The organism is Streptomyces sp. NPDC027189, from assembly GCF_055566975.1.
Genome location: NZ_JBVHRI010000013.1, coordinates 242,054 through 263,816, shown reverse-complemented (window position 1 = coordinate 263,816; position 21,763 = coordinate 242,054). Strand labels below are relative to the sequence as shown.

Genomic DNA, 21,763 nt, shown 5'->3' with positions numbered 1-21,763 from the left:
GTACCGGGGGTGGGCCCAGCCCTACCTATCGGGTCAGCAACTCCTCGCGACCCCGCGCCCGGTACTCGGCCATCAGCCCCGCGACGTCCGCCTCCACCAGCCTCCGGTACGCGCACTCCCCCGGCGGCCGCCACCACACCGGATCCGCGCACCGGAAACCCTCCCGCCTCAGCCCCACCCGATGGATCTTGTTGGTGGCGGTGACGGGCATCCGCTCCACGATCCGCACGAATCGGGGCGCCATCTTGGTGCCCAAGTCCGGCTGGGAGAGGAGGAATTCACCGAAGTCCAGCGGATCGAAGGAGACGCCCGCCCTCAGGGCCACCGTCGCCATCACCAAGTCTCCGGCCACCGGATCCGGCACCGCGTACACCGCCACGGCGGCGGCGTCCGCGTACCGGGCGAGGATGTTCTCGATCATCGCGGCGGCGAGGTTCTCGCTGTCGACGCGGAGCCGGTCGTCGGTGCGTCCGGCGAAGTAGAGGAAGCCGTCGGCGTCGCGGTAGAAGAGGTCGCCGGTCCAGTACCAGCCTCCCCCACTCTCGGCTTCGCTCGAGCGGGGGGACCCCCATCGCCGCCGGGCGGCATCGGCGGCCGGGTTGCGCCAGTAGCCCTCGAAGGGGTTGGGGCCCCGGTTCACCAACTCCCCTATCGAATCAGCTCCGTTGAGCAGCCGCCCGTCCTCGCCGAAGGCGGCGGGCGGACACTCGCGCCGGGTGGCCGGGTCGACCACCGCGAGGTCGTCGCCGGGCGCCGCCCGCCCGATCGCCCCGGCCGGGGTGCCGGGCACCCGCTGGATGGCCGCGCCACCCTCCGTGGAGCCGTACCCCTCCACGAGGCGCACCCCGAAGCGCTCCTCGAAGGCGGCCGCGTCGACCGCGCCGGCCTCCGTGCCGAAGCCCATCCGCAGCGGATTGTCGCGGTCGTCGGGGCGGGCGGGCGTGGCCAGCAGGTACTGCACGGCACGGCCCACATAGGTGAAGTACGTGGCCCCGCAGGCCCGTACATCGGCGAGGAACCCCGACGCCGAGAACCGCCGCCGCAGCGCGACCGTCGCGCCCGCCGCCAGCGCGGGCGCCCAGTCGGCGATCACCGCGTTGCCGTGGAACATCGGCATGCAGATGTAGTGCGTGTCGTCCGGGCGCACCCCGAAGTGGTCGACGAGCGACTGCCCGGCGGCGGCGAGCCTGCCCTGGGTGCAGATCGCGGCCTTGGGAGCACCCGTCGAGCCGGAGGTGAAGTAGAGGAGGAGACGGTCGTCGGGGGTCGCCCCAGAAGCGTCCGGCTTCGCGCCCTCGTACGACGCGAGGAGGTCGGCGTACGCGTCCGTGTCGGTCACCAGGACGCGTACACCGGGGAGTTCGAGGCCGTCCAGGAGGGGCAGGTGGGCCCGCTCGGTGATCAGCACGCGGCACTCGGTGTGCAGGATGTCGCGGGCCAGTTCGGGGCCGCGCCGGGTCGGATTGATCCCGGCGACGGCGGCTCCGGCGAGGGCGGCCGCGCTCAACCACATCGGATACTCGGGGGTGTTGTCGAGCAGCACCCCGAGGTGCGGTTCGGCGCCGGGCGGCAGCAGCTCGGCGAGCAGCGCCGCTCGCGCCGCCGCGCCCGCCGCCACCCGGTGGTGGCTCAGGACCCGCCCCTCGAACCACAGCCCCGGGCGGTGGTCGTCCCACCGTTCCCGCACTAGCTCCGCGACGGTACGCCTCATGGTCCCCATGGGGGCGCACCATAATTGACATACCGTCAGATGAGGAGGGGTACAGCGGCGCCCATACCCTCCGTACCGCCTAGATCCCGCCGAAGAACCCGTCGCTCAGCGCCGACATCTGGTGGTACGTGACCATGAAGCCGACACAGAAGGCGACGACCACGCCGAAGAACACCAGCATGCCGACCGTGCCCACGGCGGACTTGACCGGGCTCGGCGCGTGGGCCGTGGCCTTCTCGGGGCGCTCGGCCGCGTAGTGCACGGTGACGATGTCGCCCTCGACGACGGTCGAGGGGCCGTTCCCCTCCTCGAAGCGGACCGTACGGCCCTCGCGCGTCATGAACTCGTAGACGTGGTGCAGCGTCGTGGTCACGGAGCTGTCGCCACCGCCGCCGCTGGTCGTCGTGTACGAGCGCAGGCAGCGCGCCTCGGCGGTCAGTCCGCTGTTCCAGGCACGCCTGAGCTCCAGCGAGCGGCGGATCACCTTGGCCGCCGCGAGGAGCACCACGGCCATGATCAGTCCTGGTATGGCGTAGAAGAAGACGTCCATGACATTCCCCCATGTTCGCGTACTCGCGTGTTCGCTACCGCTCCCTGCACGCCGTCATGGTCATGTCGACGTGCAGGGAACATACCCGCGGGTACCGGGGCCGCGCCTCAAGGGATCCTCAGAAATCAGGCGCCGTCAGAACGTGACGTCCGCGCACGAGTAGAACGCGTTGGCGGTGTCCGCGATCGTCCACACGCCGAGGATGATGTGGTGCCCGCTCTTGCCGGTCGGCAGCGAGCCGGTGTGCGAGAACGTGGACGGGGGGCGCTGTCCGTTGTAGGGGACCGTCAGGAACGGGGTGGTCTCCAGGTCCGCGCGGGTCAGCGCGTGGTTCTGGTTCCAGCCGGTCTTGGTGATGAAGTACTTGAAGTCGGTCGTGGCGTGCACGGCCGTGAACTGCCAGCGGAAGCTGTAACTCTGGCCGCTGGTGACCTTGGTCGTCGGCCAGGCCGTGCCCGCGGGAGTCTTGGGCTGGTCGAGCTGGCTGAAGTTGGTGTGGTTCGCGGAACAGATCCGGCCGTCGGCGGGACCGGCCGCGGGGAAGCCCTTCGGGCCCTCGACGCTCTGGGGCTCCCACTGGATGTCACCGCAGTTGGCGACGGTGCCGCCGTTGGCGGCGCACATCTTCTGCCGGCTGAGGGGCTGGTCGGTGTAGCCATGAGCGCTGGCACCGCCGGTCGAGAGCACGAAGGTGCCCGCGGTGGCGAGGCCGAGCGCGGCCGCGTAGAACTTGGCTTTGCGCATGCTGCCGCTCCTGGAGGACGTGGGGGAAGTTCTCGTGAGCTGTGCGCGCGACGTTCAGGTCTAGACCAAGTCCCAGATTATTGCCGTTAGTTGAACATGTCCATACCAATCACGGTGAGCTTTCCCTGCGCCCCGTGTAGAAGGCCACCGTCAGGTCCTTCACCAACGCCTTGCGCTCGTAGTCGTCGAGTTCGACCAGCCCCCGCATGGTCAGCCGGGTCACCGCGTCCTCGACCGAGTCGACGACGGAAGTGAGCACGGTGTCGCGGTGCTGGGCGTCCAGCGCCGCGATCCGGCGCCGCTGCATCACGGCGGCCACCTCGGGCGCGTACTCGATCCGGGTCGGCTGGGCCGAGAACACCTGAAGCCCGACGGGTGCCGTGTCGGCGGCGATCAGCCGGGTCAGCGCCTCGCCGACCGCGTCCGTGTTGCGCAGGGTCACGTCCTTGACGACGGCCGGCGGCACCTCGGCAGGGAGCTGGGAGAGCACCCGGGAGAGTGCCGCCTCCACACACTCGCGCAGATACGTCTGGTGGTCCTCGACCCCGAGCGTGGCGCGCGCGGTGTCCTTCACGCGCCAGACGACGAGCACGACCACCCGCAGCGCGACCCCGTTCGCGTCGACCACGGACATCGGCTCGCTGCGCCAGTGCCGCAGCCGGACGTCGACACGGCGGCGCAGCACCAGCGGGTTGACCCACATCAGTCCGGTGCGCCGGACCGTGCCGCGGTAGCGCCCGAACAGGCCCAGCACCCATGCCCGCCCGGACTGGCCGCGGGCCAGCCCGCCGAAGCCGAACAGGCCGAGCGCCCCGGCCCCGGCGTACGCGGCCCACTGCGCGGGTCCGAGCCCGGCGCCGGCGTATCGCGGAAGCTCCAGCGCGTGCAGCACGGGCGGTGGCAGCGCGCCCGTCCACCACGAGGTGAGCACACATCCGGCCACACCACAGGCCCCGGCCAGCACTCCCGTCACTCCAGGCAACACCCGGGCGGGGCGCTCGACCAGTTCGGGGTCGACCTCCGGGACCGGGCGCGGGGCCCTGCCGGGTGCGGGCCGCCGGATCCGCGGCTGCTCGCCGGTGCCGCGCCGCCGGCCCACGACCGCGGGCGCGAGGGGCACCGAGACCGGCTCGGGGTCGTCACGGAAGAGCAGGTGGACGGGGATCTCGGTGGTCGCCTCGTTCTGGATGAGCCGTGCGGACCGTGTACCGCCGCCCTCCGACGCCGACGCAGATGCCGATACCGGTGCCGCTGCGGCGGCTGCCGCTGCCGATACAGGCGCCGATACCGGTGCCACTGCCGATGCGTCCGGCCCCGCCTCTGCCCCTTCGGACTCCGGGGTGTGTGAAGTCGTCGTACTCATACGTGCCTCCATGCCTCCGCGCCTGGAAGTTTCGTAAGAACTCGGATGTCGCCCGAACGCGCGATGGCACCGAGTTCGGAATCTCGCCCGAGTTCGGGATATCGCCCGGAACCCGGGATTTCGCACGAACTCGAATCGGTGCTCAGGAGAAGAGCCGCCGCCATGTCTCCGGCCCCGGATAACCGTCCGCCGCGCCGCCGCGCCAGCCCTGGGAGCGCTGGAACGCCTCGACGTTGCGCCGGTCCGCCTCGTCCCAGCGCGGTCCGGGACCCGTTGTGTAGTACTTGCCGAACCCCTTCTTGACCAGCTGCTTTCCGAGCCGGGTGACGTACGTGTTGTGCGCGCCCGGCCGGAACATCGCGCGCCCCGGATAGCCGGGCACCCCGTGCGAGGAGGCGCCCGACGTATCCGTGGAGCCCTCCGCGGAACCCTTCGCCCCGGGAGACCCCTCGATCCCGGGGTCACCCGTCGCCGCACCCGGAATGTCCTTGCCTTTCTTTCCCACCAGGTACGACCACGTCTCGGGCCCCGGCGTCCCGTCCGCGTCCGCTCCGGCCCAGCCCTGCGCCCGCTGGAACGCCCGGGTGGCCTGCCGGTCCGCGTCCGACCAGCGCGGTCCGGGGCCCGTGGTGTAGAAGCGCCCCGCGCCCCGCTCCACGAGGAGGCGGCCCAGCTGGGTGACGTGGGCGTTGTTCGCGCCGGGACCGAAGTACGCGTCCCCCGGATAGCGGGTGCTCCTGGCGTCCGACGAGGACGCGCTCGCGCCGCTCGCACCATCGGTCAGCCCCTTGTAGCGATAGGCCACATAGCGGTCGGAGTTGCTCCAGTACGCGTACGGGGTGGCCTGTTTCCGGGTGTGCGGGCGGGTCTGCTCGTACGCGAGGTAATAGCTGTGCGTGTAGTCCGTCCAGCCGCCGAAAAGGACGACGTGCGAGCCCTTCTCGGGATCGGCGGGATTGTGAAAGAGGAGAATGTCGCCGGGCTGCAGCTGGTCGCGGGAAATCCGCACGCCGAAGGTGCCCAGGCTGCCCGTCCATTCGTTTCCCGGCAGGCCCCAGGCCATCGAGACAAAGCCGGAGCAGTCCTGCCGGTACCCGTCCGGCCGGTACGCGTACATGTTGTACGGCACCTGCGCGGCGACCCACTTCTTGGCCCGGTTGATGATCTCAGCCCGGGTCGTCGTGGGCACCTTCGCCACGGTCGAGGGCTTTCCCGGCTTTGCCGGTTTGCCGGCCGGCCCGTGCAGCGGGGCCTTGCCGCCCTGCGGGGTGTCGGGCTCGTCACCTGCGGGAATGCCCGGCCGGGCGGGCCCGTGCGCGACCGCGACGGCCGGTGCCGACTGGCCCACACCGAGGACGGTGCCCGCCGCGGCGGCGAGGACGAGCGCCTTGCGGGCCGCCGGATGGCCCAAGGGCCCCGAAAGCGAGGAATACGGCATGACGCGTCGCCAGTGAACGCATCCGGGGCAGTCACAGTCGCTCGCGGGATCGAATTCCTCGAATACCGGAGCCGCCATGCGAATCCCCTCACACTCCAGGTGGAAATGTCCGCAGTTCTGCACAGTCGCCAGTTTCTCAACTGTCCTCCGGTGTCGCATGTTGACGGTCCGAATGATGTACAGGACCCCTCCGACCTGGCCCGGAGCCCTCCCCGCTGGTCCGGAGCACCCCGCCCGGGTCGGGTAGAGTTCCCGGGTCAGCAGGCGCCGCTAGCTCAGTTGGTTAGAGCAGCTGACTCTTAATCAGCGGGTCCGGGGTTCGAGTCCCTGGCGGCGCACCGACCGATGGGGGCCCTCGCAGCTGCGAGGGCCCCCATCGCCGTACGCGCCCGCCGATCCCAGCCCCGTACACGCGTCCCAATGAGCGCGTATGACCGGTTAACACCGCGTTTCGCATCTTGCGATCATGATGAACGGCGTAGAACCCTGGGCTTCAAGGGACTGTCGATACATGACAGTTGGGGGCACGGCCGGTTGCGGACATGGGGGGTTGGGGGCCCCGTTCATGAACAGATGCCGAGGGGGGCATCATGCAACCGGAAGGCCGTCGTTCCATGTCTATAAGGTGTAGATGATGTGGTGACGCTGGCCTGCCAGTGATGCGCCTGTGACGGTCGAGGGGGACCCGAGCGGGCGACAGGAACCGACGAACACGCACCTGACCGTGCGTGCGGGGGGATGACTCATGACGTCGACGCCGACGGGCGCCCGGCAGAACTTCGACCCGTCTGAGACGACCCAGCTCAGGGTGCCATCGCACCGGACGGGCGGCTTCCGCAGGATCAAGAAGTCGCTTCCGAGATACGACTACGAGCACTACAGCCGGCTCGCGGGCCCCCTCACACAGCCCGACCCGAGCAAGCCGTACAAGGTGCAGTACCGCTCGCTGCTGTCGCAGGAGCCGCACCGCATAAGGGCCGCGCTCATGCTGGGCGCCGCGCCGCTGCTCTCGCTGATCCTGCTCGGCTGGCTGCTCCAGCCCGAGCACTGGACCGAACGCGACTATCCGGCCTACGACTTCCTGCCGGCCCTCGACATCGTGATGCTGGTCTCGATCGGCCTGATCGAGTTCTTCCGCTGCATGAACGTGCTGTCGAACGCGCACGCCACCCTGGTCGCCCGCGACCCCATCCCGGTGGTGCCCGAGACCGGCACCAGAGTCGCCTTCCTCACCTCCTTCGTGCCCGGCAAGGAGCCCCTCGCCATGGTGACGAAGACCCTGGAGGCGGCCGTCAAGCTGCGCCACCGGGGCCTTCTGCACATCTGGCTCCTCGACGAGGGCGACGATCCCGAGGTGAAGGAAGTGTGCGCGCGCCTGGGGGTGCACCACTTCTCCCGCAAGGGCATCGCGAAGTGGAACCAGGCCAAAGGCCCGCACCGCGCCAAGACCAAGCACGGCAACTACAACGCCTGGCTGGAAGCGCACGGCGACGAATACGACTACTTCGCCTCGGTCGACACCGACCATGTGCCGCTGCCCAACTATCTGGAGCGGATGCTCGGCTTCTTCCGCGACCCGGACGTCGGCTTCGTCATCGGCCCGCAGGTGTACGGCAACTACGACAACCCCATCACCAAGGCCGCCGAGTCCCAGCAGTTCCTCTTCCACGCGCTGATCCAGCGGGCCGGCAACGCCTACGGCGCGCCGATGTTCGTGGGCACCTCCAACGCCGTACGCATCAAGGCGCTGAAGCAGATCGGCGGTCTGTACGACTCGATCACCGAGGACATGGCGACCGGCTTCGAGATCCACCGCCACAAGAACCCCGCCACGGGCAAGAAGTGGCGCTCGGTCTACACCCCGGACGTGCTCGCGGTCGGCGAGGGCCCGAACGCCTGGACGGACTTCTTCACCCAGCAGCTGCGCTGGTCCAGGGGCACGTACGAGACGATCCTCAAGCAGTACTGGAAGGGCTTCTACTCGCTGCCGCCGAGCAAGCTCTTCAACTACACGATGATGATCATCTTCTACCCGATGTCGGCCCTCAACTGGATTCTGGCCGCGCTGAGTTGTGCGCTGTTCCTGGGCCTGGGCGCCTCGGGTGTGAACATCGACCCGACGGTCTGGCTGATGCTGTACGGCAACGCGTCCGCGCTGCAGATCGGCCTGTACATCTGGAACCGCCGCCACAACGTCTCCCCGCACGAGCCCGAGGGCTCGGGCGGCGTGGCCGGCATGGTGATGTCGGCGCTCTCCGCGCCCATCTACGCGCGGTCCCTCCTGGACGCCGTGCTGCGCCGCAAGAGCAAGTTCGTGGTGACACCCAAGGGTGACTCGGCGAGCCCCGACACGCTGTTCGGGACCTTCCGGATCCACCTGTTCTTCATTCTGGTCTTCGCCGGCTCCATCGTCGCCGGCGTCATGCTCGGGCACTCCCACCCCGCGATGATCACCTGGGCCACCTTCGCCCTGCTGATCACCGCCTCGCCGATCTTCGCCTGGCGCTGGGCGATGCGCCAGGAGCGGAAGAAGCCCCCGGCGCCGCCCGAAGCCGTAACCGTTCCTCCCCAGGCCTCCGTGCCGCAGCAGGAACAGCACGCCCCGCATTCGCCGCAGCACAAGCCCACCTGGGCCGCGACCGGCGGGAACGACCAGACGATGCAGATCACCCTTGGGGGAAGTAAGAAATGAAAGACGGTGCCCGCCGCCGCCGCGCCCGCCGCCTCGGGATAACCGGGGTGGTGGTGCTCGCGTTGGCCGGGATGAACGGGCCGTGGCTGTATCGCTTCGGGACGGACAAGTACCACCAGTACACGATCAACAAGCCGGAGTACAAAGCCGCCAACGGTCACTGGGACATCATCAATTTCCCCCAGCAGTACCGGCTGAACACGATCCACGCGGCCCTGCTGCACACCGGCAAGATCCTGCTGATCGCGGGCTCGGGCAACAATCAGGACAACTTCGACGCGAAGAAGTTCGACACGCGGATCTGGGACCCGGTCAAGGGCACCATCAAGAAGATCCCGACGCCGGCCGACCTGTTCTGCACCGGCCACACCCAGCTCGCCAACGGCAATCTGCTGATCGCCGGTGGCACCAAGCGGTACGAGACGCTGAAGGGTGATGTCACCAAGGCCGGCGGCCTGATGGTGGTCCACAACGAGAACCCGGACAAGCCGATCACATTGCCCGCGGGCACCAAGTTCACCGGCAAGAAGGACGGCAAGACGTTCGTCTCCAAGGACCCGGTGCTCGTACCGCGTGCCAAGAAGGTCTTCGACAAGGCGACCGGCAAGTTCCTGCGCAACGACCCGGGTCTCGGGCGTATCTACGTCGAGGCGCAGAAGAGCGGCCAGAAGTACGAGACGGGCACCCAGGACAACTACCGCATCCAGGGCCTGACGGGCGCGGACGCCCGCAACACGTACGGCATCGCGCAGAAGCTCGCCCTGGACAAGAAGGACTTCCAGGGAATCCGGGACGCGTACGAGTTCGATCCGGTCGCCGAGAGGTACATCAAGGTCGACCCGATGAACGAGGCCCGCTGGTACCCGACGCTGACCACCCTGTCGGACGGCAAGGTTCTCAGCCTCTCCGGACTCGACGAGATCGGCCAGCTGGTCCCGGGCAAGAACGAGGTCTTCGACCCGAAGACCAAGAAGTGGACCTACACCAAGGGCATCCGGCAGTTCCCGACCTATCCGGCGATCTCCCTGATGCAGAACGGCAAGCTCTTCTACTCGGGCTCGAACGCGGGCTACGGCCCCGACGACGTGGGCCGCGACCCCGGCGTCTGGGACCTGGGCACCAACAAGTTCACCAAGCTCAAGGGCCTCAGCGACCCGAACATGATGGAGACCTCCGGCACCGTGCTGCTGCCGCCCGCGCAGGACGAGAAGTACATGGTGATCGGCGGCGGCGGGGTCGGCGAGTCCAAGCTGTCCAGCAAGAAGACCCGGCTGATCGACCTCAAGGCCAAGAACCCGAAGTTCGTCGACGGGCCCGAGCTGGAGAAGGGCACCCGCTATCCGCAGTCCTCGATCCTGCCCGACGACACCGTGCTGGTGTCCGGCGGCTCCGAGGACTACCGCGGGCGCAGCGACTCCAACATCCTCCAGGCGCGGATCTACAACCCCACGTCGAACACCTTCGACCGGGTCGCGGACCCGCTGGTGGGCCGCAACTACCACTCGGGCTCGATCCTGCTGCCCGACGGCCGCGTGGTGTTCTTCGGCTCCAACTCGCTCTACGCGGACAAGGCCAACACCAAGCCCGCCACGTTCGAGCAGCGCATCGAGATCTACACGCCGCCGTACCTCTTCCGCGACTCGCGGCCCTCGCTCTCCGGCGGCCCGAAGACGATCGCCCGCGGCGCCTCGGCGACGTTCACCTCGCAGCACGCCTCGTCCATCAAGACGGCCCGGCTGATCCGGCCGAGCGCGTCCACCCACGTCACCGACGTGGACCAGCGGTCCATCGCCCTGGACTTCCAGAAGACGAAGAACGGGATCACGGTGACCGTGCCGAAGAACCGCAACCTCGTCGAATCCGGCTGGTACATGCTGTTCGTGACGGACGATCAGGGGACGCCCAGCAAGGCGCAGTGGGTCAAGGTGCCCTGATTCAGCGAGAGTTACGTGACGGGGGGCGCCCTTCTCGACGGAGGGCGCCCCCCGTCATGTACCGGCTGACTAAACTCCCGCGATGTCGCGGTGCGACACAGCAGCCAACGGCATGCCGGAGGGCCCGCCGGCGGCCCAGTTCTGCTCCCTGCTGGGCGGGCCGCTGTCGGTGACTGCCGTCCCGCTGTGGGAGCTACGGCGGATGCGGACCCAGTTCGGGATTACCGTCCGCGCCCGAGCCGGGGCCCGGCGGCCCGGGCCCCGGCCGTCGCCCGGGCGCATCGCTCACAACAGGGCGTACGTTGCCCGCTACGGCACTGGTCGGACTACGGCACTAGTCGGAGGCCTTGGCCAGCTTGAGCGCGTAGTCCGCCCACCACTGGCCCGCCTTCGGCCCGCCCTTGCAGGTGCCGTCCGACTCGCCGGGCCGCTTGATCCACAGATACGCGTCGACGAGCGGATCGACTGTCTTGGTCGTCGGGGTCTCGCCGAGCGCGCGGCCCGGCGGGTTGCACCAGTTCTCGTCCGCCTTGCCGCCCGTGTACGGGCCGTTGCCGTTGCGGCTGGTGTCGATGACGAAGTGCTTGCTCCCCACCTTCGCGGACAGCTGCTTGCCGTACGCGATGGAGTCCTTGGTCGAGTAGAAGTTGGAGACGTTGACGGAGAAACCGTCGGCCTGGTCGATGCCCGCCCACTGGAGCGGCTGGAAGATCTGGTCGGGATGGCCCCAGCCCGCGTTGCCCGCGTCCAGGTACACCTTGGTGTTCTTCAGGGCCTTGAGCTTGGCGATGGCACCCTTGAGGAGGTCGTAGCGCTCCTCGTGGTACTCGTCCGGGGTGCACTGGTTGACCAGGTGCAGGATCGCGTCCGGCTCCAGGATCACCGTGGCCGGCCGGTCCTCGATGCCCTTGGCGACCCCGTCGATCCAGGCCCGGTAGGCGTTGCCGTCCGCGGCGCCTCCCTGCGAGAACTGGCCGCAGTCGCGATGCGGGATGTTGTAGAGGACCAGGATCGCGGCGCGGTCGGCCTTCTCGGCGGCCTCGGTGAAGCCGCGCGCCTCCTGTTCCGGGTTCTCCGGCCCGATCCACTCGCCGGTCGGCTGCTCGGCGATCTTGCGGATCTGCTCGGCGTCGTCCTTCTTGCCCGCCTGCACATACGTGGCGACCTGCTCGGCCGCGTTCCCATCCGGATTGACCCAGAACGGGTCCGAGTTCTTGGGCTGCTGTGTGACCTTGGAGCCGGAACCGTCGCCCTTGTCGCTGTCGCCCCCGGAGGAGAAACACCCCGCGAGCAGCAGTGCCGCCCCCGCCACCGCAACGGACGCCCGTGCCCCGGCCCCCCTCGTGCCGTACATCCAACTCCCCCTTGGGTGCACCGTCCTAAGTCTCAATCCTGACATACGTCTCGCGTCGCCCACGAGGTCGCCCCGACCCTTGTCGGAGAGCTGTTACAGCACCGGCCCCCCGGGTAGGCGCTGCTGAGCGAGGGGGACGGGGACAGAAGAATCGGGGTACGGGACATGCACCACGGCAGCCGGGAAATGCTGCTGGCGTCGGCCCTGCTGGAGGCCTCGGACACGCTGTCCGACACGTTCGACGCCGAGCGCTATCTGCAACGCCTGTCCGATCACTGCGTGGAGATCCTCGGCGCACGAGCCGCCGGGATCATGGTGATCAAGGGCGGGGAGGAGGTGTCGCTCGCGGTGAGCAGTCGCCAACAGGAGGTCGCGCTCGACCTGTTGGCCGTCCAGTACCACGGCGGTCCCTGCCTCGACAGCTACGGCACGGGACGGCCCGTACCGCCCGTCTCGATCAGCGTGGCCCATGCCGCCTCCCGCTGGCCCGACTTCACCGAGCGGGCGCTGCGCCACGACATCGCCGCGACCTTCGCGGTCCCGCTGCGCCGCCGCGAGACGCTGCTCGGCGCGCTGAACGTCTTCGTGCCCACCCTTCCCGAGTACGACCCGCCGCCCGAGGAGGACGGAAGCGTACGGCTGGCCCAGGTCCTCGCCGACGCGGCCGCCGTCGGGCTGCAGAACCACCGGGTGTACGCGCAGTACCGCACCCTGGCCGAGCAGTTGCAGATGGCCCTCTCCGGCCGCGTACGCATCGAACAGGCGAAGGGCATGCTCGCGGAGCGCTGGGGCACGGGGGTCGATCAGGCCTTCATGACACTGCGCCAGTACGCGCGCCGGCACCGGCTCCCGCTGGACGAGGTCGCGACGGGGGTGATCGAAGGCTCGGTGGACCGGGACGATCTGGGGGGCGGGGCGCCGCGATCGCCATAAGAGCCTGCCGCGGTACTCGCATCAGCCTGCCGCGGCGTTCACGAAAGCCCCCGCGGCGTTCGCGAAAGCCCGTCGCGGCGTTCGCGAAAGCTTGAATAAGGCACCCTCCACCTGCACGGATGACACACAGCCACCGATGGTCGACTTGGCGTCAAACAACCTCTAGGCCGGAACACTCATCCGTTCTACAGTTGCCTCAAACGGGCCCAGCCCCCGGCCAATTACGCCGTCCGCCCATCGCAGACGGCCCCCAGAACCTCCCGCGCCGGTCGCCGGGTTACTCCCGCAGCCCGTGCGCGCGCGGTCGAGGACCAGCCCGGTCGGCGGTTTCGGGGGGAGCGGGCCGTCGACCGGGCCAGGTACGGCTCGCACAGGACTCGCATCCGGCTCGCCGTCGGCTTTCGGTGGGAGTCAGAGGCCTGTTCCTGTGAGGTACGCCGACACGATCACGTTCGCCGTATAGGTGCGGCTCGCCCGGTCGAACGTGCCGCCGCAGGTGATGAGCCGCAGCTCGGCCCGCCCCGACTTGCGTACTCCGTAGGCCTGTTGGGCGTCGAAGTCGTCGCGCGGGAGGACCTGGACGTCGTCCACGGTGAACTCGGCGACCGTACCGTCGTCGCGGATCACCCGGACGCTCTCGCCCGGCCGTACCGTGCTGAGCTTGTAGAAGACCGCGGGCCGCGTCTCGGTGTCCACGTGCCCCACGAAGAGCGCGGTCCCGGCGGCCCCCGGTTTCGCCCCGGCCGAGTACCAGCCGACCACGCCCGGCTGGTCGAACGGCGGCGGATCGATCGCGCCCCGTGTGTCGAGCCCGCGGGCCACGACGGGTGCCTGCACCCCCATCGACGGGATGTCGATGCGCTGCGGCCGCGCGTTGCCCAGCGGCTTCACCGCGGGCGGCAGTTGCACCTCCGGTGGCCGTCCGACGGCCGCGATGTCCCCCGTGGTCGGCGCCGATATCCCGCGCACGTCCGTCACCTCGCGGCCCCACAGCCACAGCCCGAGCAGCAGCACGACCCAGGCGACACCGGTGATCAGCCGCCCGGTGCCGGAGGAACGCTCCCGTTCGGACATGTCAGTCGCGGCTGTCGTGGCCCCGGCGTGCGCTGCGCACCGCCACGGCCACGGCGGCGACGCTCGCGAGGACGAGGCCGATCACCGCCTGCTTGGTGCCGGGTCCGGTCGCCTTGGCGTCCACGGAGGCGAAGTGCGCGGTGCCGCCGCCGCCCGCGTGCACGGGCGCCACCGGCGAGGCCGGCCCGGCCGTGTTCGAACCGCCTTGCGGTACGACGACGACCGTGCCGCTGACCTTGCCGTCGCCGCCGTCGCAGCTGACCTTGATCTCGTACGTGCCGGGCGTGAGCGAGGTGGGCACGCGTGTCTCGCCGAGGAGTGCACCGCCGCCCTGGCCGGTGAGCTGCGCGTCCGCCACGAAGGCAGCCGACTTCGCGGTGCCCGCCTGGCCCGTGCAGCCCGTCGCGCGCAGCTGGATGTCGCTGCCGGGGGCCGGGGACGACGGCGCCACGGAGACGCCCGCGTCGGCCGCGTACGCGAGGGGTGTGCACGCGGCCGCGACCACCGCCCCGGCACAGAGAGTGAGTCGCATTGAGCGCATCGTGAAACCTCCAGATACCTGGAGACTCCCCCTCGGGGCGGCGGGGCGCATCTTCAGAGGGGCACGACTGCTCCGTACGAGTTGTGAATGGTTTAGCCGCGGCCGAGCCGAGAGGATCGGCTGCGCACTCCGGATCCCGCCCGGTGCGCGCTCTAGACCCGGTCGACCAGGTCCGCGATCGAGTCCACGATCCTCGACGGCCGGTACGGGTACTGCTCGATCTCCGCGGGCGTGGTCAGCCCCGTGAGCACCAGGAACGTCTCCATCCCGGCCTCCAGACCGGCCAGCACGTCCGTGTCCATCCGGTCGCCGATCATCGCGCTGGTCTCGGAGTGCGCCCCGATGGCGTTCAGGCCGGTCCGCATCATCAGCGGGTTCGGCTTGCCCGCGAAGTACGGCTGCTTGCCGGTCGCCTTGGTGATCAGCGCGGCCACCGCACCGGTGGCGGGCAGCGGGCCCTCCGTGGACGGGCCCGTCTCGTCGGGGTTGGTGGCGATGAAGCGGGCGCCGCCCTTGATCAGCCGGACCGCCTTGGTCATCGCCTCGAAGGAGTACGTACGGGTCTCGCCGAGGACCACGTAGTCCGGGTCGTGGTCGGTGAGGACGTACCCGATGTCGTGCAGCGCCGTGGTCAGGCCCGCCTCTCCGATGACGTACGCCGTGCCGCCGGGGCGCTGGTCGTCCAGGAACTTGGCGGTGGCCAGCGCGGACGTCCAGATGTTCTCGACCGGGACGTCCAGCCCCATGCGCTGGAGCCGGGCGTGCAGGTCACGGGCGGTGTAGATCGAGTTGTTGGTCAGCACCAGAAAGGGCCGGCCGGACTCCCGCAGCCTCTTGATGAAGGCGTCGGCGCCGGGGATCGGCACACCCTCGTGGATGAGCACACCGTCCATGTCGGTGAGCCACGACTCGATGGGCTTGCGCTCTGCCATGTGCTGGATCTCCTGCCGTCCTGGCGTACGTACGCACACGATCCGGGGGCGCCGGAACGTCGCTGTGCCGACGCCCCCAGCCTAGTCAGGCCCGTACGGTCCCAGTCCGGTCAGGTCTGCTTGATCGCGACTCCGTCTATCACCCAGTACCAGTTGTTGCCGCCGGAGCCGGCTGCTGCACGGGCCGTCCGTCGAGGCCCCGGACCGGGTCGATCGCGATGCCCAGGTGGGCGAGGGCGGAGGCGGCGATGTCCGGCATCTTGACGTCGTACCGCACCGAACCGGCGGCCGGCGTGGGCCCGGTCGCGATCAGGAAGGTCTGCCGCTCGGGCCGGCTGGAGCCGCCGGGGTCGTTGAAGGGGGCGGTGTGGGGCACGGATGAGGGGCTGCGGCGTGTTCGGGCATGGCAACGCCCCCGGTGGTTCCAGGGGCGTTGCCGGGTGGAGCGCTGTGCGCGAGAGGTCAGCTGCCGGTGGCCGACTTCCAGTCCTCGACGTACGACTGGAGGTTCTTGTCGATGTCGGCCCAGTCCGGCTCGAAGACCTCGACACCGTCCATGAGCCTGGTCAGGGCGATGGCGTTCGCGTCGGTGGCCTTGACGTCCTTGCGGGCGGAGAAGCCGCCGCCGATCTCACTGACCTGCTGCTGGGCCTTGGCGGAGAGCATGAAGTCGAGGAGCTTCTTGCCGTTCTCCGAGTGCGGGGCCTTGGTGACGAGCCCCGCGGCGTACGGGAGGGCGAAGGTGGTGGGCTTTCCGGCGGCGTCGGTGGCCTTGTCGGTGGCCTGCGGGAACCAGATGCTCAGGTTCGGCATGTCCTTGGACTGCGCGTAGTTCATCTGGACGTCGCCGTTCGCGACGAGGAGTTCGCCCTTGTCGACCTTGGGCGCGAGCTTGCCGGTCGAGGCGGAAGGGCCGACGTTGTTGGCCTGGAGCTTCTTCAGGTAGGCCAGCGCCGGCTCCTTGCCGCCGAAGTCGTGGATCGCCTTGATGAGCACGGCGGTTCCGTCGCCGGCGACACCCGGGGTGGAGTACTGGAGCTTGTTCTTGTACTTCGCGTCGAGCAGTTCGTCCCAGGTGGTGGGCGCCTGCTTGAGCTCCTTCTTGTTGTAGACGAAGCCGAAGTAGTTGTTGACGACGGAGGTCCAGGTGGCGTCGGCCGCCTTGTCGGCGCCGTCGACCTGGTCGGAGCCCTTCGGGGCATACTTCTGCAGCAGCCCCTTGCCGTCGGCCTGCTGGATGAACGGCGGCAGGGTGACGAGGACGTCGGCCTGCGGGTTGGTCTTCTCGCGGACGGCGCGCTGGACCATCTCGCCCGAACCCCCCTCCACGTACTTGACCTTGATCCCGGTCTCCTTCTCGAAGTCCTTGAAGGCCTGGTCGTACCAGCCGTCGCCGTTCTCGCCCTTGAGGCCGTCCGCGCTGTACACGGTGACGACCTTGGCGTCGGAGGCGGCGGAGTCGCCGCCGCAGGCGGTGAGGGAGGAGGCGAGGGCGAGGCTGCCGAGGACGGCGGCGATCGGCTTGAGGCGCGTGTTTCTGGGCATGGCGAGGCGAACTCCTTGCGTTCGTGTTTCTTGCGAGGGTTGGTGGATCAGCGGTGGGCAAGTCGCTGTCGTCGCGAGGGTTGATGGATCAGCGGTAGGTCGCTTTGGTGCGGATCCGGGAGACGACGAACAGGACGACGACCGTGGCGGTCATGAGGACCACCGCGAGTGCGGAGCCGGTGAAGAGCGCCCCGCGGTCGGTGGCCGCGTAGATCTGGACCGGCAGCGGGGTCCAGTCCGGCGGGTAGAGCATCATGGTGGCGCTCAACTCGCCCATGGACAGGGCGAAGCAGAGCCCCGCGGCGGCGGTCAGCGAGGGCAGCAGCAGCGGCAGCCGCACCCGCCACAGCACGTACGAGGGCCGGGCGCCGAGCGAGGCCGCGGCCTGTTCGTACGCCGGGTCGAGACGGACGATGGCGGCCGACACCGACTGGTGGGCGAAGGCCGTGACAAGAACGGTGTGCGCGAGGATGACGATCCACCGGGTGCCGTTGAGCAGCATCGGCGGCTTGGAGAAGGCGACCAGGATCGCCAGACCGACGACGACCGAGGGCACGGCGACCGGCAGCATGAACAGGGCGTCCAGAACGCGCCTGCCCCGCTTCCCGAGCGCGTGCGCGGCGAGCGCCGCCCAGGTGCCGACGAGCAGCGCGAGCAGACTCGCGGTGACCGCCGTGACCAGGCTGGTGGTCAGCGCCTGGAGCGATTCGCCGCGGGTGGCGGCCGTGTAGTGCCCGGTGGTGAAGCCGGACGGGAACGCGCTCGACCAGTTCGTGGCGAACGACGCGGCGAGGACGACCAGCAGCGGCAGGGCGAACAAGGGCAGGAAGAGTACGAAGAAGACGGCCCAGGTGGCCCACTTCCCCTTGCGGCTATGCACCAACACGGCGGCTCACCACCCGGTAGAGGCCGTAGAGCCCCACGGAAATAAGGACGTTGACGACGGCGACCACACACGCGCCCGGATAGTCGGACTCCAGGATCGCCTTGCTGTAGACGAGCATCGGCAGGGTGGTGACCCCCTTGGCCCCGGTGAACAGCACGATCCCGAACTCGTTGAGGCAGAGGACCAGTACCAGGCTGCCGCCGGCCGCGAGCGCGGGCAGCGCCTCGGGCAGGATCACCTGCCGCACGATCCGGGCGGGCCGTGCCCCGAGGGAGGACGCCACCTCCAACTGCGCGGTGTCGATCTGCGAGAAGGCGGCGAGCAGCGGCCGCATCACGAACGGGGTGAAGTACGTGACCTCGGCGAGCAGCACACCCCACGGCGTGGTGAGGAACTGGAACGGCCCCTCGGCGGCCCCGGTCGCGTCCGTCCACAGCCCGTTCGCCATGCCCACGGTGCCGTAGATGAACAGCAGGGCGAGCGTGATGAGGAAGGAGGGGAAGGAGAGGAACACGTCGATGAACTTGGCCACGGCCTTCCCCCCGGGGAACGGCACGAACGCGATGACCAGAGCCAGTACGAACCCGAGCACAAGACACGTGGCGGTCGCCGCCACGGCGATCCAGACGGTCGTCCAGAGCGCCTCCCGAAAAGCGTCGGACGCGAAGACATCGCCGTACGGCTGGAGGGAGGTCCCCCCGGTGTCCGGCTGCAAGGACTGCTGGATGACGAGGGCCAGGGGGTAGAGGAAGACGAGGGAGAGGGCCAGGACGGGCGGCAGGGCCCAGAGGTACGGCTGATACGGCCGGGGGCGCCGGTCCCGCTGCTCCTGCGGATCCGCCTGGTCCCGCCGATCCCGCTGGTCCCGCCGATCCCGCTGGTCCCGCCGATCCCGCTCATCCTGCCGATCCGCCTGGTCCCGCTGGTCCGCCTGGTCCCGCCGATCCCGCTGGTCCCGCTGGTCCCGCTCATCCTGCCGATCCCGCTCATCCTGCCGATCCGCCTGGTCCCGCTGGTCCGGCTGGTCCTGCCGATCCCGCTGGTCCCGCTGTGGGCAATCGTTCCGCAGGGCGGAACGGGTGGGCACAGCCACCAGCGCCGGGTCACTTGTCATCGGGGGCTCACTGGACCTACCCATCGGTCACCCCTGCGGCCAGCAGCACGGCATCCTCGGGCGCGAAGTGCAAGTCGACCGAATCCCCCAACGCCGGAGGCGTGCGCAGCTCGCGGAGGTCCGCCATCACCCGGTGGCCCCCCACATCGACGTACAGCCGATGTGTGGCCCCCCGCCACTGGATCTCACCGACGGTCCCGACGACTTGGTTGGGCCCGGCCCCCAGCCCAACAAGGTGGGGCCGTACGCACAGGGTCGCCGAGGCGCCCCGCGCCGCACCCCCCGTATCGACCTTGAGCTCGACCCCGCCGAAGGAAACCCCGTCCGCAGCCACGGTCACGGGCAGCAGATTCGCGTTGCCCACGAATGACGCCGTGAACTCGGTCCGCGGCGCCCGGTACAACTCCTGCGGCGTCCCGACATCCTGCAACCGCGCCTTGTCCATGACCGCGATCCGGTCGGCCAGGGTCAGCGCCTCGACCTGGTCATGAGTGACGTACAGGATCGACACATCGGGCAACTCCCGGTGCAGCCGGGCAAGTTCGGCCAGCATCCCGGACCGCAGCTGCGCGTCGAGCGCGGACAGCGGCTCGTCGAGGAGGAGGACACCGGGCCGGATGGCAAGCGCCCGCGCGATGGCGACGCGCTGCTGCTGCCCGCCGGACAGTTCACGCGGATACCGCCGGGCGTACGCGGCCATCCCGGTCATCTCCAGCGCTTCGGCGACCCGCCCGCGGATCTCGCCCTTGGCCACCTTCCGCGCCTTGAGCCCGAAGGCGACGTTGTGCTCGACCCGCAGGTGCGGGAAGAGCGCGTACTGCTGCACCACCATGCCGATCCCGCGCCGGTACGGCGGCAGATCGGTCACGTCGCGGTCGCCGATGAACACCCGCCCGGAGGCGGGCCGCACGAATCCGGCGACGGCCCGCAACGCGGTGGTCTTCCCGGACCCGGACGGCCCGAGCAGCGCCATCACCTCGCCGGGCCCGACGGTGAGGTCGAGCGAGTCGAGGACCGTGTTGCCCTCGTACGCGACGGACACCCGGTCGAAGCGGATACCGCTGCTCATCGCCCGCCTCCGTCGCGCAGCGCGGGCCCGTCGAGCAGCGTGGGCAGCTCGGCTACGGAACCGAGCACGTGCCCGGCCCCGGCGGCGCGCAGCGCCCGGTCGTCGTGGGCGCCGGTGAGCACTCCGGCGACGACCCCCGCCCCGGCGCGGACGCCACTGAGCATGTCGTACGAGGTGTCGCCCACGACGGCTACCTGCTGAACGCCCTCGGCGGCCTTGGTCCGCAGAATGGCCTCCAGCACCATGTCGGGGTACGGCCGCCCACGGCCCCCCGCGTCCGCCGGGCACAGGGTGAGCGGCACCAGGTCCCGCCAGCCCAGGGCGTCGAGGATGGCGTCCTGGGTGACGCGGGCGAACCCGGTGGTGAGCACGACCGTCCGCCCGGCTTCGGCGAGCGCCTGGATCGCCTCGCGGGCCCCGGCGATCGGCTCGATGCGGCCGCCGTCGACCAGTTCCCCGTACGCCTTCTCGAAGGCGGAGTTGGCCCGCTGGGCGAGCGCCTCCTCGCCGAACAGATGCCGGAAGACGGAGATCTTGGACTCGCCCATGGTGGCCCGGACGTAGTCGAGCTTCTCGGCGTGGTCGGCGGAGCCGGGCTCGACGCCCAGCTCCCCGGCGGCCACGGCGAAGGCCTGTTCCACCAGCCCGCCGTCGGCGACGGTGGTGCCGGCCATGTCGAGGACGACAAGACGTATGGGGTTCAACTCGGTCACCATCCCAGCTCGTTGGCGGTTGTCTCGGCAATGGCGGGCGAGCAGGTCATACCGCGCCCACCGGGCCCGGTGACCAGCCACACCCCGTCCCGTACGCGCTGCCGGTGCACGACCCGGCTCGGGTCGGTGCACTGCGCGTACACCCCGGCCCAGCGGCGCCGGATCTTCGGCAGCGGCCGTCCGAGGAAGGACTCGACGACCTCGATGAGGTGGTCGTAGGGGTCTTCGAGGGTGTCGAAGGCGAAGGGGTGCTCGTACTCGTGGGTGTCGCCGATGGTCAGCCCGCCGTCCGCGCGCTGCACCATGAGCAGCTGCATCCGGTGCGCGGTGGCGGTCGCGGCCTGCGGCTGGTGCGCGTCGAGTTCGTCGAGGGCGGGGCTGCGATACGCGGGGTAGTAGCGGAAACTGTCCGCGTCGGCGACGGAGGTGGTGAGCGGCTCACCGAGCGGGTCGGTCTGCATCATCTGCAGCCGTACGCGCCGCACGGGCAGCTCGGGCCCCGCCAACTCCCGTACGAGACCGCTCAGCCAGGCCCCCGTGCACAGCACGACGACGTCACCGGTGTGCACGTCCCCGTGGTCGTCGCGCACGGCGTTCTCACCGACGACGTCACGGACCTCGCGCCCCGGCAGGAAGGTGTAGTTGGGGGACCGCAACAGCTCTTCGCGAAGGGCGAGTTGGGCGGTACGCGGCTCGACGGCGGCGTCGCGCTCGCAGTACAGGGCGGCGTCGAACGCGCCCCGCAGCGCCGGGTTCATCGCGCGCGCTTCGTGCGCCGTGAGCAACTTGTAGCCGCGTGCGGCAGCGTCCGGGCGAGCCAGAGCGGCCTCGGCGACGGCCAGTTCGAGGTCCCCCCGTACGGGGGTCAGCGACCCGCACGCCCGAAACCCGAGCCCCGGGACGCGCGCCCCGATCCCCTCCCACAACTCCCGTGCCCGCAGGGCGGTTTCGAGCTCCTCTCCTCCGGCGCGACCACTCACCCAGATCTGCCCGAAGTTGCGCAGCGAGGCCCCGCGGGCCTCCGCCTCACGCTCGATCTGTACGACCTCGTGGCCGCGCTCCACTGCATGCCAGGCATGCAGGGTGCCCACCACTCCGGCTCCGACGACTATCACTCTCACGACGGCAACGCTCCTCGGGACGAGGGAATCGGAAGGGTCCGACCGGCAA

The 21,763-nt window shown here is 69.7% G+C and carries 19 protein-coding genes and 1 tRNA gene; 4 read left to right on the top strand and 16 right to left on the bottom strand.

Features of this window, described 5'->3' with window-relative positions; translation table 11 throughout:
• Nucleotides 1–25: 25 nt before the first annotated feature.
• From ACZ4RZ_RS29100 to ACZ4RZ_RS29080, 5 genes are all read right to left on the bottom strand, one after another.
• Entirely contained in the window at nt 26–1,720 is a 1,695-nt protein-coding gene (locus ACZ4RZ_RS29100; protein WP_467748944.1) for a long-chain-fatty-acid--CoA ligase, read from the bottom strand.
• A gap of 70 nt (nt 1,721–1,790) precedes the next feature.
• Entirely contained in the window at nt 1,791–2,261 is a 471-nt protein-coding gene (locus tag ACZ4RZ_RS29095) for a DUF3592 domain-containing protein (RefSeq protein WP_467748942.1), read from the bottom strand.
• 135 nt (nt 2,262–2,396) lie between these two features.
• Nucleotides 2,397–3,005 carry a lytic polysaccharide monooxygenase auxiliary activity family 9 protein gene (locus ACZ4RZ_RS29090; protein WP_467748941.1) on the bottom strand — a complete coding sequence of 203 codons (609 nt, stop codon included), beginning with the start codon at nt 3,003–3,005 and terminating at the stop codon, nt 2,397–2,399.
• Nucleotides 3,006–3,114: 109 nt separating this feature from the next.
• Nucleotides 3,115–4,368: an SPFH domain-containing protein gene (locus ACZ4RZ_RS29085; RefSeq protein ID WP_467748939.1), complete on the bottom strand. Its 1,254-nt coding sequence runs from the start codon at nt 4,366–4,368 to the stop codon at nt 3,115–3,117.
• Between the two features lie 142 nt (nt 4,369–4,510).
• On the bottom strand, nt 4,511–5,884 hold the full coding sequence (locus ACZ4RZ_RS29080; protein WP_467748938.1) for a peptidoglycan-binding protein: 1,374 nt from the start codon (nt 5,882–5,884) through the stop codon (nt 4,511–4,513).
• 186 nt (nt 5,885–6,070) lie between these two features.
• On the opposite strand from ACZ4RZ_RS29080, the gene ACZ4RZ_RS29075 reads away from it, so the two are divergent.
• The 3 genes from ACZ4RZ_RS29075 to glxA all read left to right on the top strand — a co-directional run bounded on the left by ACZ4RZ_RS29075 (nt 6,071) and on the right by glxA (nt 10,432).
• Nucleotides 6,071–6,144 (top strand) — tRNA-Lys (locus ACZ4RZ_RS29075).
• A 407-nt stretch (nt 6,145–6,551) separates the two neighbouring features.
• On the top strand, nt 6,552–8,498 hold the full coding sequence (locus ACZ4RZ_RS29070) for a glycosyltransferase family 2 protein (protein WP_467748937.1): 1,947 nt from the start codon (nt 6,552–6,554) through the stop codon (nt 8,496–8,498).
• Nucleotides 8,495–10,432, top strand: a complete 1,938-nt coding sequence (glxA, locus tag ACZ4RZ_RS29065) for a radical copper oxidase GlxA (protein WP_467748936.1) — start codon at nt 8,495–8,497, stop codon at nt 10,430–10,432. The genes ACZ4RZ_RS29070 and glxA overlap by 4 nt, the downstream gene beginning before the upstream one ends.
• Before the next feature lie 334 nt (nt 10,433–10,766).
• On the opposite strand, the gene ACZ4RZ_RS29060 is transcribed toward glxA, so the two are convergent.
• Entirely contained in the window at nt 10,767–11,786 is a 1,020-nt protein-coding gene (locus tag ACZ4RZ_RS29060) for a glycoside hydrolase family 6 protein (RefSeq protein ID WP_467748935.1), read from the bottom strand.
• A gap of 165 nt (nt 11,787–11,951) precedes the next feature.
• On the opposite strand from ACZ4RZ_RS29060, the gene ACZ4RZ_RS29055 reads away from it, so the two are divergent.
• Nucleotides 11,952–12,719, top strand: a complete 768-nt coding sequence (locus ACZ4RZ_RS29055) for a GAF and ANTAR domain-containing protein (RefSeq protein ID WP_467748933.1) — start codon at nt 11,952–11,954, stop codon at nt 12,717–12,719.
• Nucleotides 12,720–13,130: 411 nt separating this feature from the next.
• Here the strand turns inward: ACZ4RZ_RS29055 and ACZ4RZ_RS29050 are convergent, their stop codons facing one another.
• From ACZ4RZ_RS29050 to ACZ4RZ_RS29005, 10 genes are all read right to left on the bottom strand, one after another.
• Nucleotides 13,131–13,793: a class F sortase gene (locus ACZ4RZ_RS29050; RefSeq protein WP_467748932.1), complete on the bottom strand. Its 663-nt coding sequence runs from the start codon at nt 13,791–13,793 to the stop codon at nt 13,131–13,133.
• Between the two features lies 1 nt (nt 13,794).
• Nucleotides 13,795–14,334 carry a hypothetical protein gene (locus tag ACZ4RZ_RS29045; protein ID WP_467748931.1) on the bottom strand — a complete coding sequence of 180 codons (540 nt, stop codon included), beginning with the start codon at nt 14,332–14,334 and terminating at the stop codon, nt 13,795–13,797.
• A gap of 152 nt (nt 14,335–14,486) precedes the next feature.
• A complete protein-coding gene (locus ACZ4RZ_RS29040; RefSeq protein ID WP_467748929.1) occupies nt 14,487–15,266 on the bottom strand; it encodes an HAD-IIA family hydrolase in 780 nt (259 codons plus the stop codon).
• A gap of 139 nt (nt 15,267–15,405) precedes the next feature.
• Complete coding sequence (locus ACZ4RZ_RS29035) at nt 15,406–15,642, bottom strand: hypothetical protein (protein ID WP_467748927.1); 237 nt, start codon at nt 15,640–15,642, stop codon at nt 15,406–15,408.
• Between the two features lie 86 nt (nt 15,643–15,728).
• On the bottom strand, nt 15,729–16,811 hold the full coding sequence (locus ACZ4RZ_RS29030) for a 2-aminoethylphosphonate ABC transporter substrate-binding protein (protein ID WP_467748926.1): 1,083 nt from the start codon (nt 16,809–16,811) through the stop codon (nt 15,729–15,731).
• An 88-nt stretch (nt 16,812–16,899) separates the two neighbouring features.
• Nucleotides 16,900–17,697 (bottom strand): ABC transporter permease, encoded by a 798-nt coding sequence (locus ACZ4RZ_RS29025; protein WP_467748925.1) that lies wholly within the window; start codon nt 17,695–17,697, stop codon nt 16,900–16,902.
• Nucleotides 17,684–18,811, bottom strand: coding sequence for a 2-aminoethylphosphonate ABC transporter permease subunit (locus tag ACZ4RZ_RS29020; RefSeq protein ID WP_467748923.1), 1,128 nt, complete (start codon nt 18,809–18,811; stop codon nt 17,684–17,686). Before ACZ4RZ_RS29020 ends, ACZ4RZ_RS29025 begins: the two co-directional genes overlap by 14 nt.
• Nucleotides 18,812–18,827: 16 nt before the next feature.
• The gene (locus tag ACZ4RZ_RS29015; RefSeq protein WP_467748922.1) at nt 18,828–19,880 is read right to left on the bottom strand and encodes an ABC transporter ATP-binding protein; all 1,053 of its coding nucleotides are present in this window, start codon (nt 19,878–19,880) and stop codon (nt 18,828–18,830) included.
• Nucleotides 19,877–20,596 (bottom strand): HAD family hydrolase, encoded by a 720-nt coding sequence (locus ACZ4RZ_RS29010; protein WP_467748921.1) that lies wholly within the window; start codon nt 20,594–20,596, stop codon nt 19,877–19,879. The genes ACZ4RZ_RS29015 and ACZ4RZ_RS29010 overlap by 4 nt, the downstream gene beginning before the upstream one ends.
• Nucleotides 20,590–21,714: a TIGR03364 family FAD-dependent oxidoreductase gene (locus ACZ4RZ_RS29005; RefSeq protein WP_467748920.1), complete on the bottom strand. Its 1,125-nt coding sequence runs from the start codon at nt 21,712–21,714 to the stop codon at nt 20,590–20,592. Before ACZ4RZ_RS29005 ends, ACZ4RZ_RS29010 begins: the two co-directional genes overlap by 7 nt.
• Between the last annotated feature and the right edge of the window lie 49 nt (nt 21,715–21,763).

Bases quoted from the DNA above. Each gene is read 5' to 3' on its own strand.
- ACZ4RZ_RS29095 (WP_467748942.1), bottom strand. From the start codon at position 2,261: ATGGACGTCTTCTTCTACGCCATACCAGGACTGATCATGGCCGTGGTG.
- ACZ4RZ_RS29060 (WP_467748935.1), bottom strand. From the start codon at position 11,786: ATGTACGGCACGAGGGGGGCCGGGGCACGGGCGTCCGTTGCGGTGGCG.
- ACZ4RZ_RS29070 (WP_467748937.1), top strand. From the start codon at position 6,552: ATGACGTCGACGCCGACGGGCGCCCGGCAGAACTTCGACCCGTCTGAG.
- ACZ4RZ_RS29040 (WP_467748929.1), bottom strand. From the start codon at position 15,266: ATGGCAGAGCGCAAGCCCATCGAGTCGTGGCTCACCGACATGGACGGT.
- ACZ4RZ_RS29080 (WP_467748938.1), bottom strand. From the start codon at position 5,884: ATGGCGGCTCCGGTATTCGAGGAATTCGATCCCGCGAGCGACTGTGAC.
- ACZ4RZ_RS29090 (WP_467748941.1), bottom strand. From the start codon at position 3,005: ATGCGCAAAGCCAAGTTCTACGCGGCCGCGCTCGGCCTCGCCACCGCG.
- ACZ4RZ_RS29020 (WP_467748923.1), bottom strand. From the start codon at position 18,811: ATGACAAGTGACCCGGCGCTGGTGGCTGTGCCCACCCGTTCCGCCCTG.
- ACZ4RZ_RS29010 (WP_467748921.1), bottom strand. From the start codon at position 20,596: ATGGTGACCGAGTTGAACCCCATACGTCTTGTCGTCCTCGACATGGCC.
- ACZ4RZ_RS29100 (WP_467748944.1), bottom strand. From the start codon at position 1,720: ATGGGGACCATGAGGCGTACCGTCGCGGAGCTAGTGCGGGAACGGTGG.
- glxA (WP_467748936.1), top strand. From the start codon at position 8,495: ATGAAAGACGGTGCCCGCCGCCGCCGCGCCCGCCGCCTCGGGATAACC.
- ACZ4RZ_RS29045 (WP_467748931.1), bottom strand. From the start codon at position 14,334: ATGCGCTCAATGCGACTCACTCTCTGTGCCGGGGCGGTGGTCGCGGCC.
- ACZ4RZ_RS29015 (WP_467748922.1), bottom strand. From the start codon at position 19,880: ATGAGCAGCGGTATCCGCTTCGACCGGGTGTCCGTCGCGTACGAGGGC.
- ACZ4RZ_RS29055 (WP_467748933.1), top strand. From the start codon at position 11,952: ATGCACCACGGCAGCCGGGAAATGCTGCTGGCGTCGGCCCTGCTGGAG.
- ACZ4RZ_RS29085 (WP_467748939.1), bottom strand. From the start codon at position 4,368: ATGAGTACGACGACTTCACACACCCCGGAGTCCGAAGGGGCAGAGGCG.
- ACZ4RZ_RS29050 (WP_467748932.1), bottom strand. From the start codon at position 13,793: ATGTCCGAACGGGAGCGTTCCTCCGGCACCGGGCGGCTGATCACCGGT.
- ACZ4RZ_RS29030 (WP_467748926.1), bottom strand. From the start codon at position 16,811: ATGCCCAGAAACACGCGCCTCAAGCCGATCGCCGCCGTCCTCGGCAGC.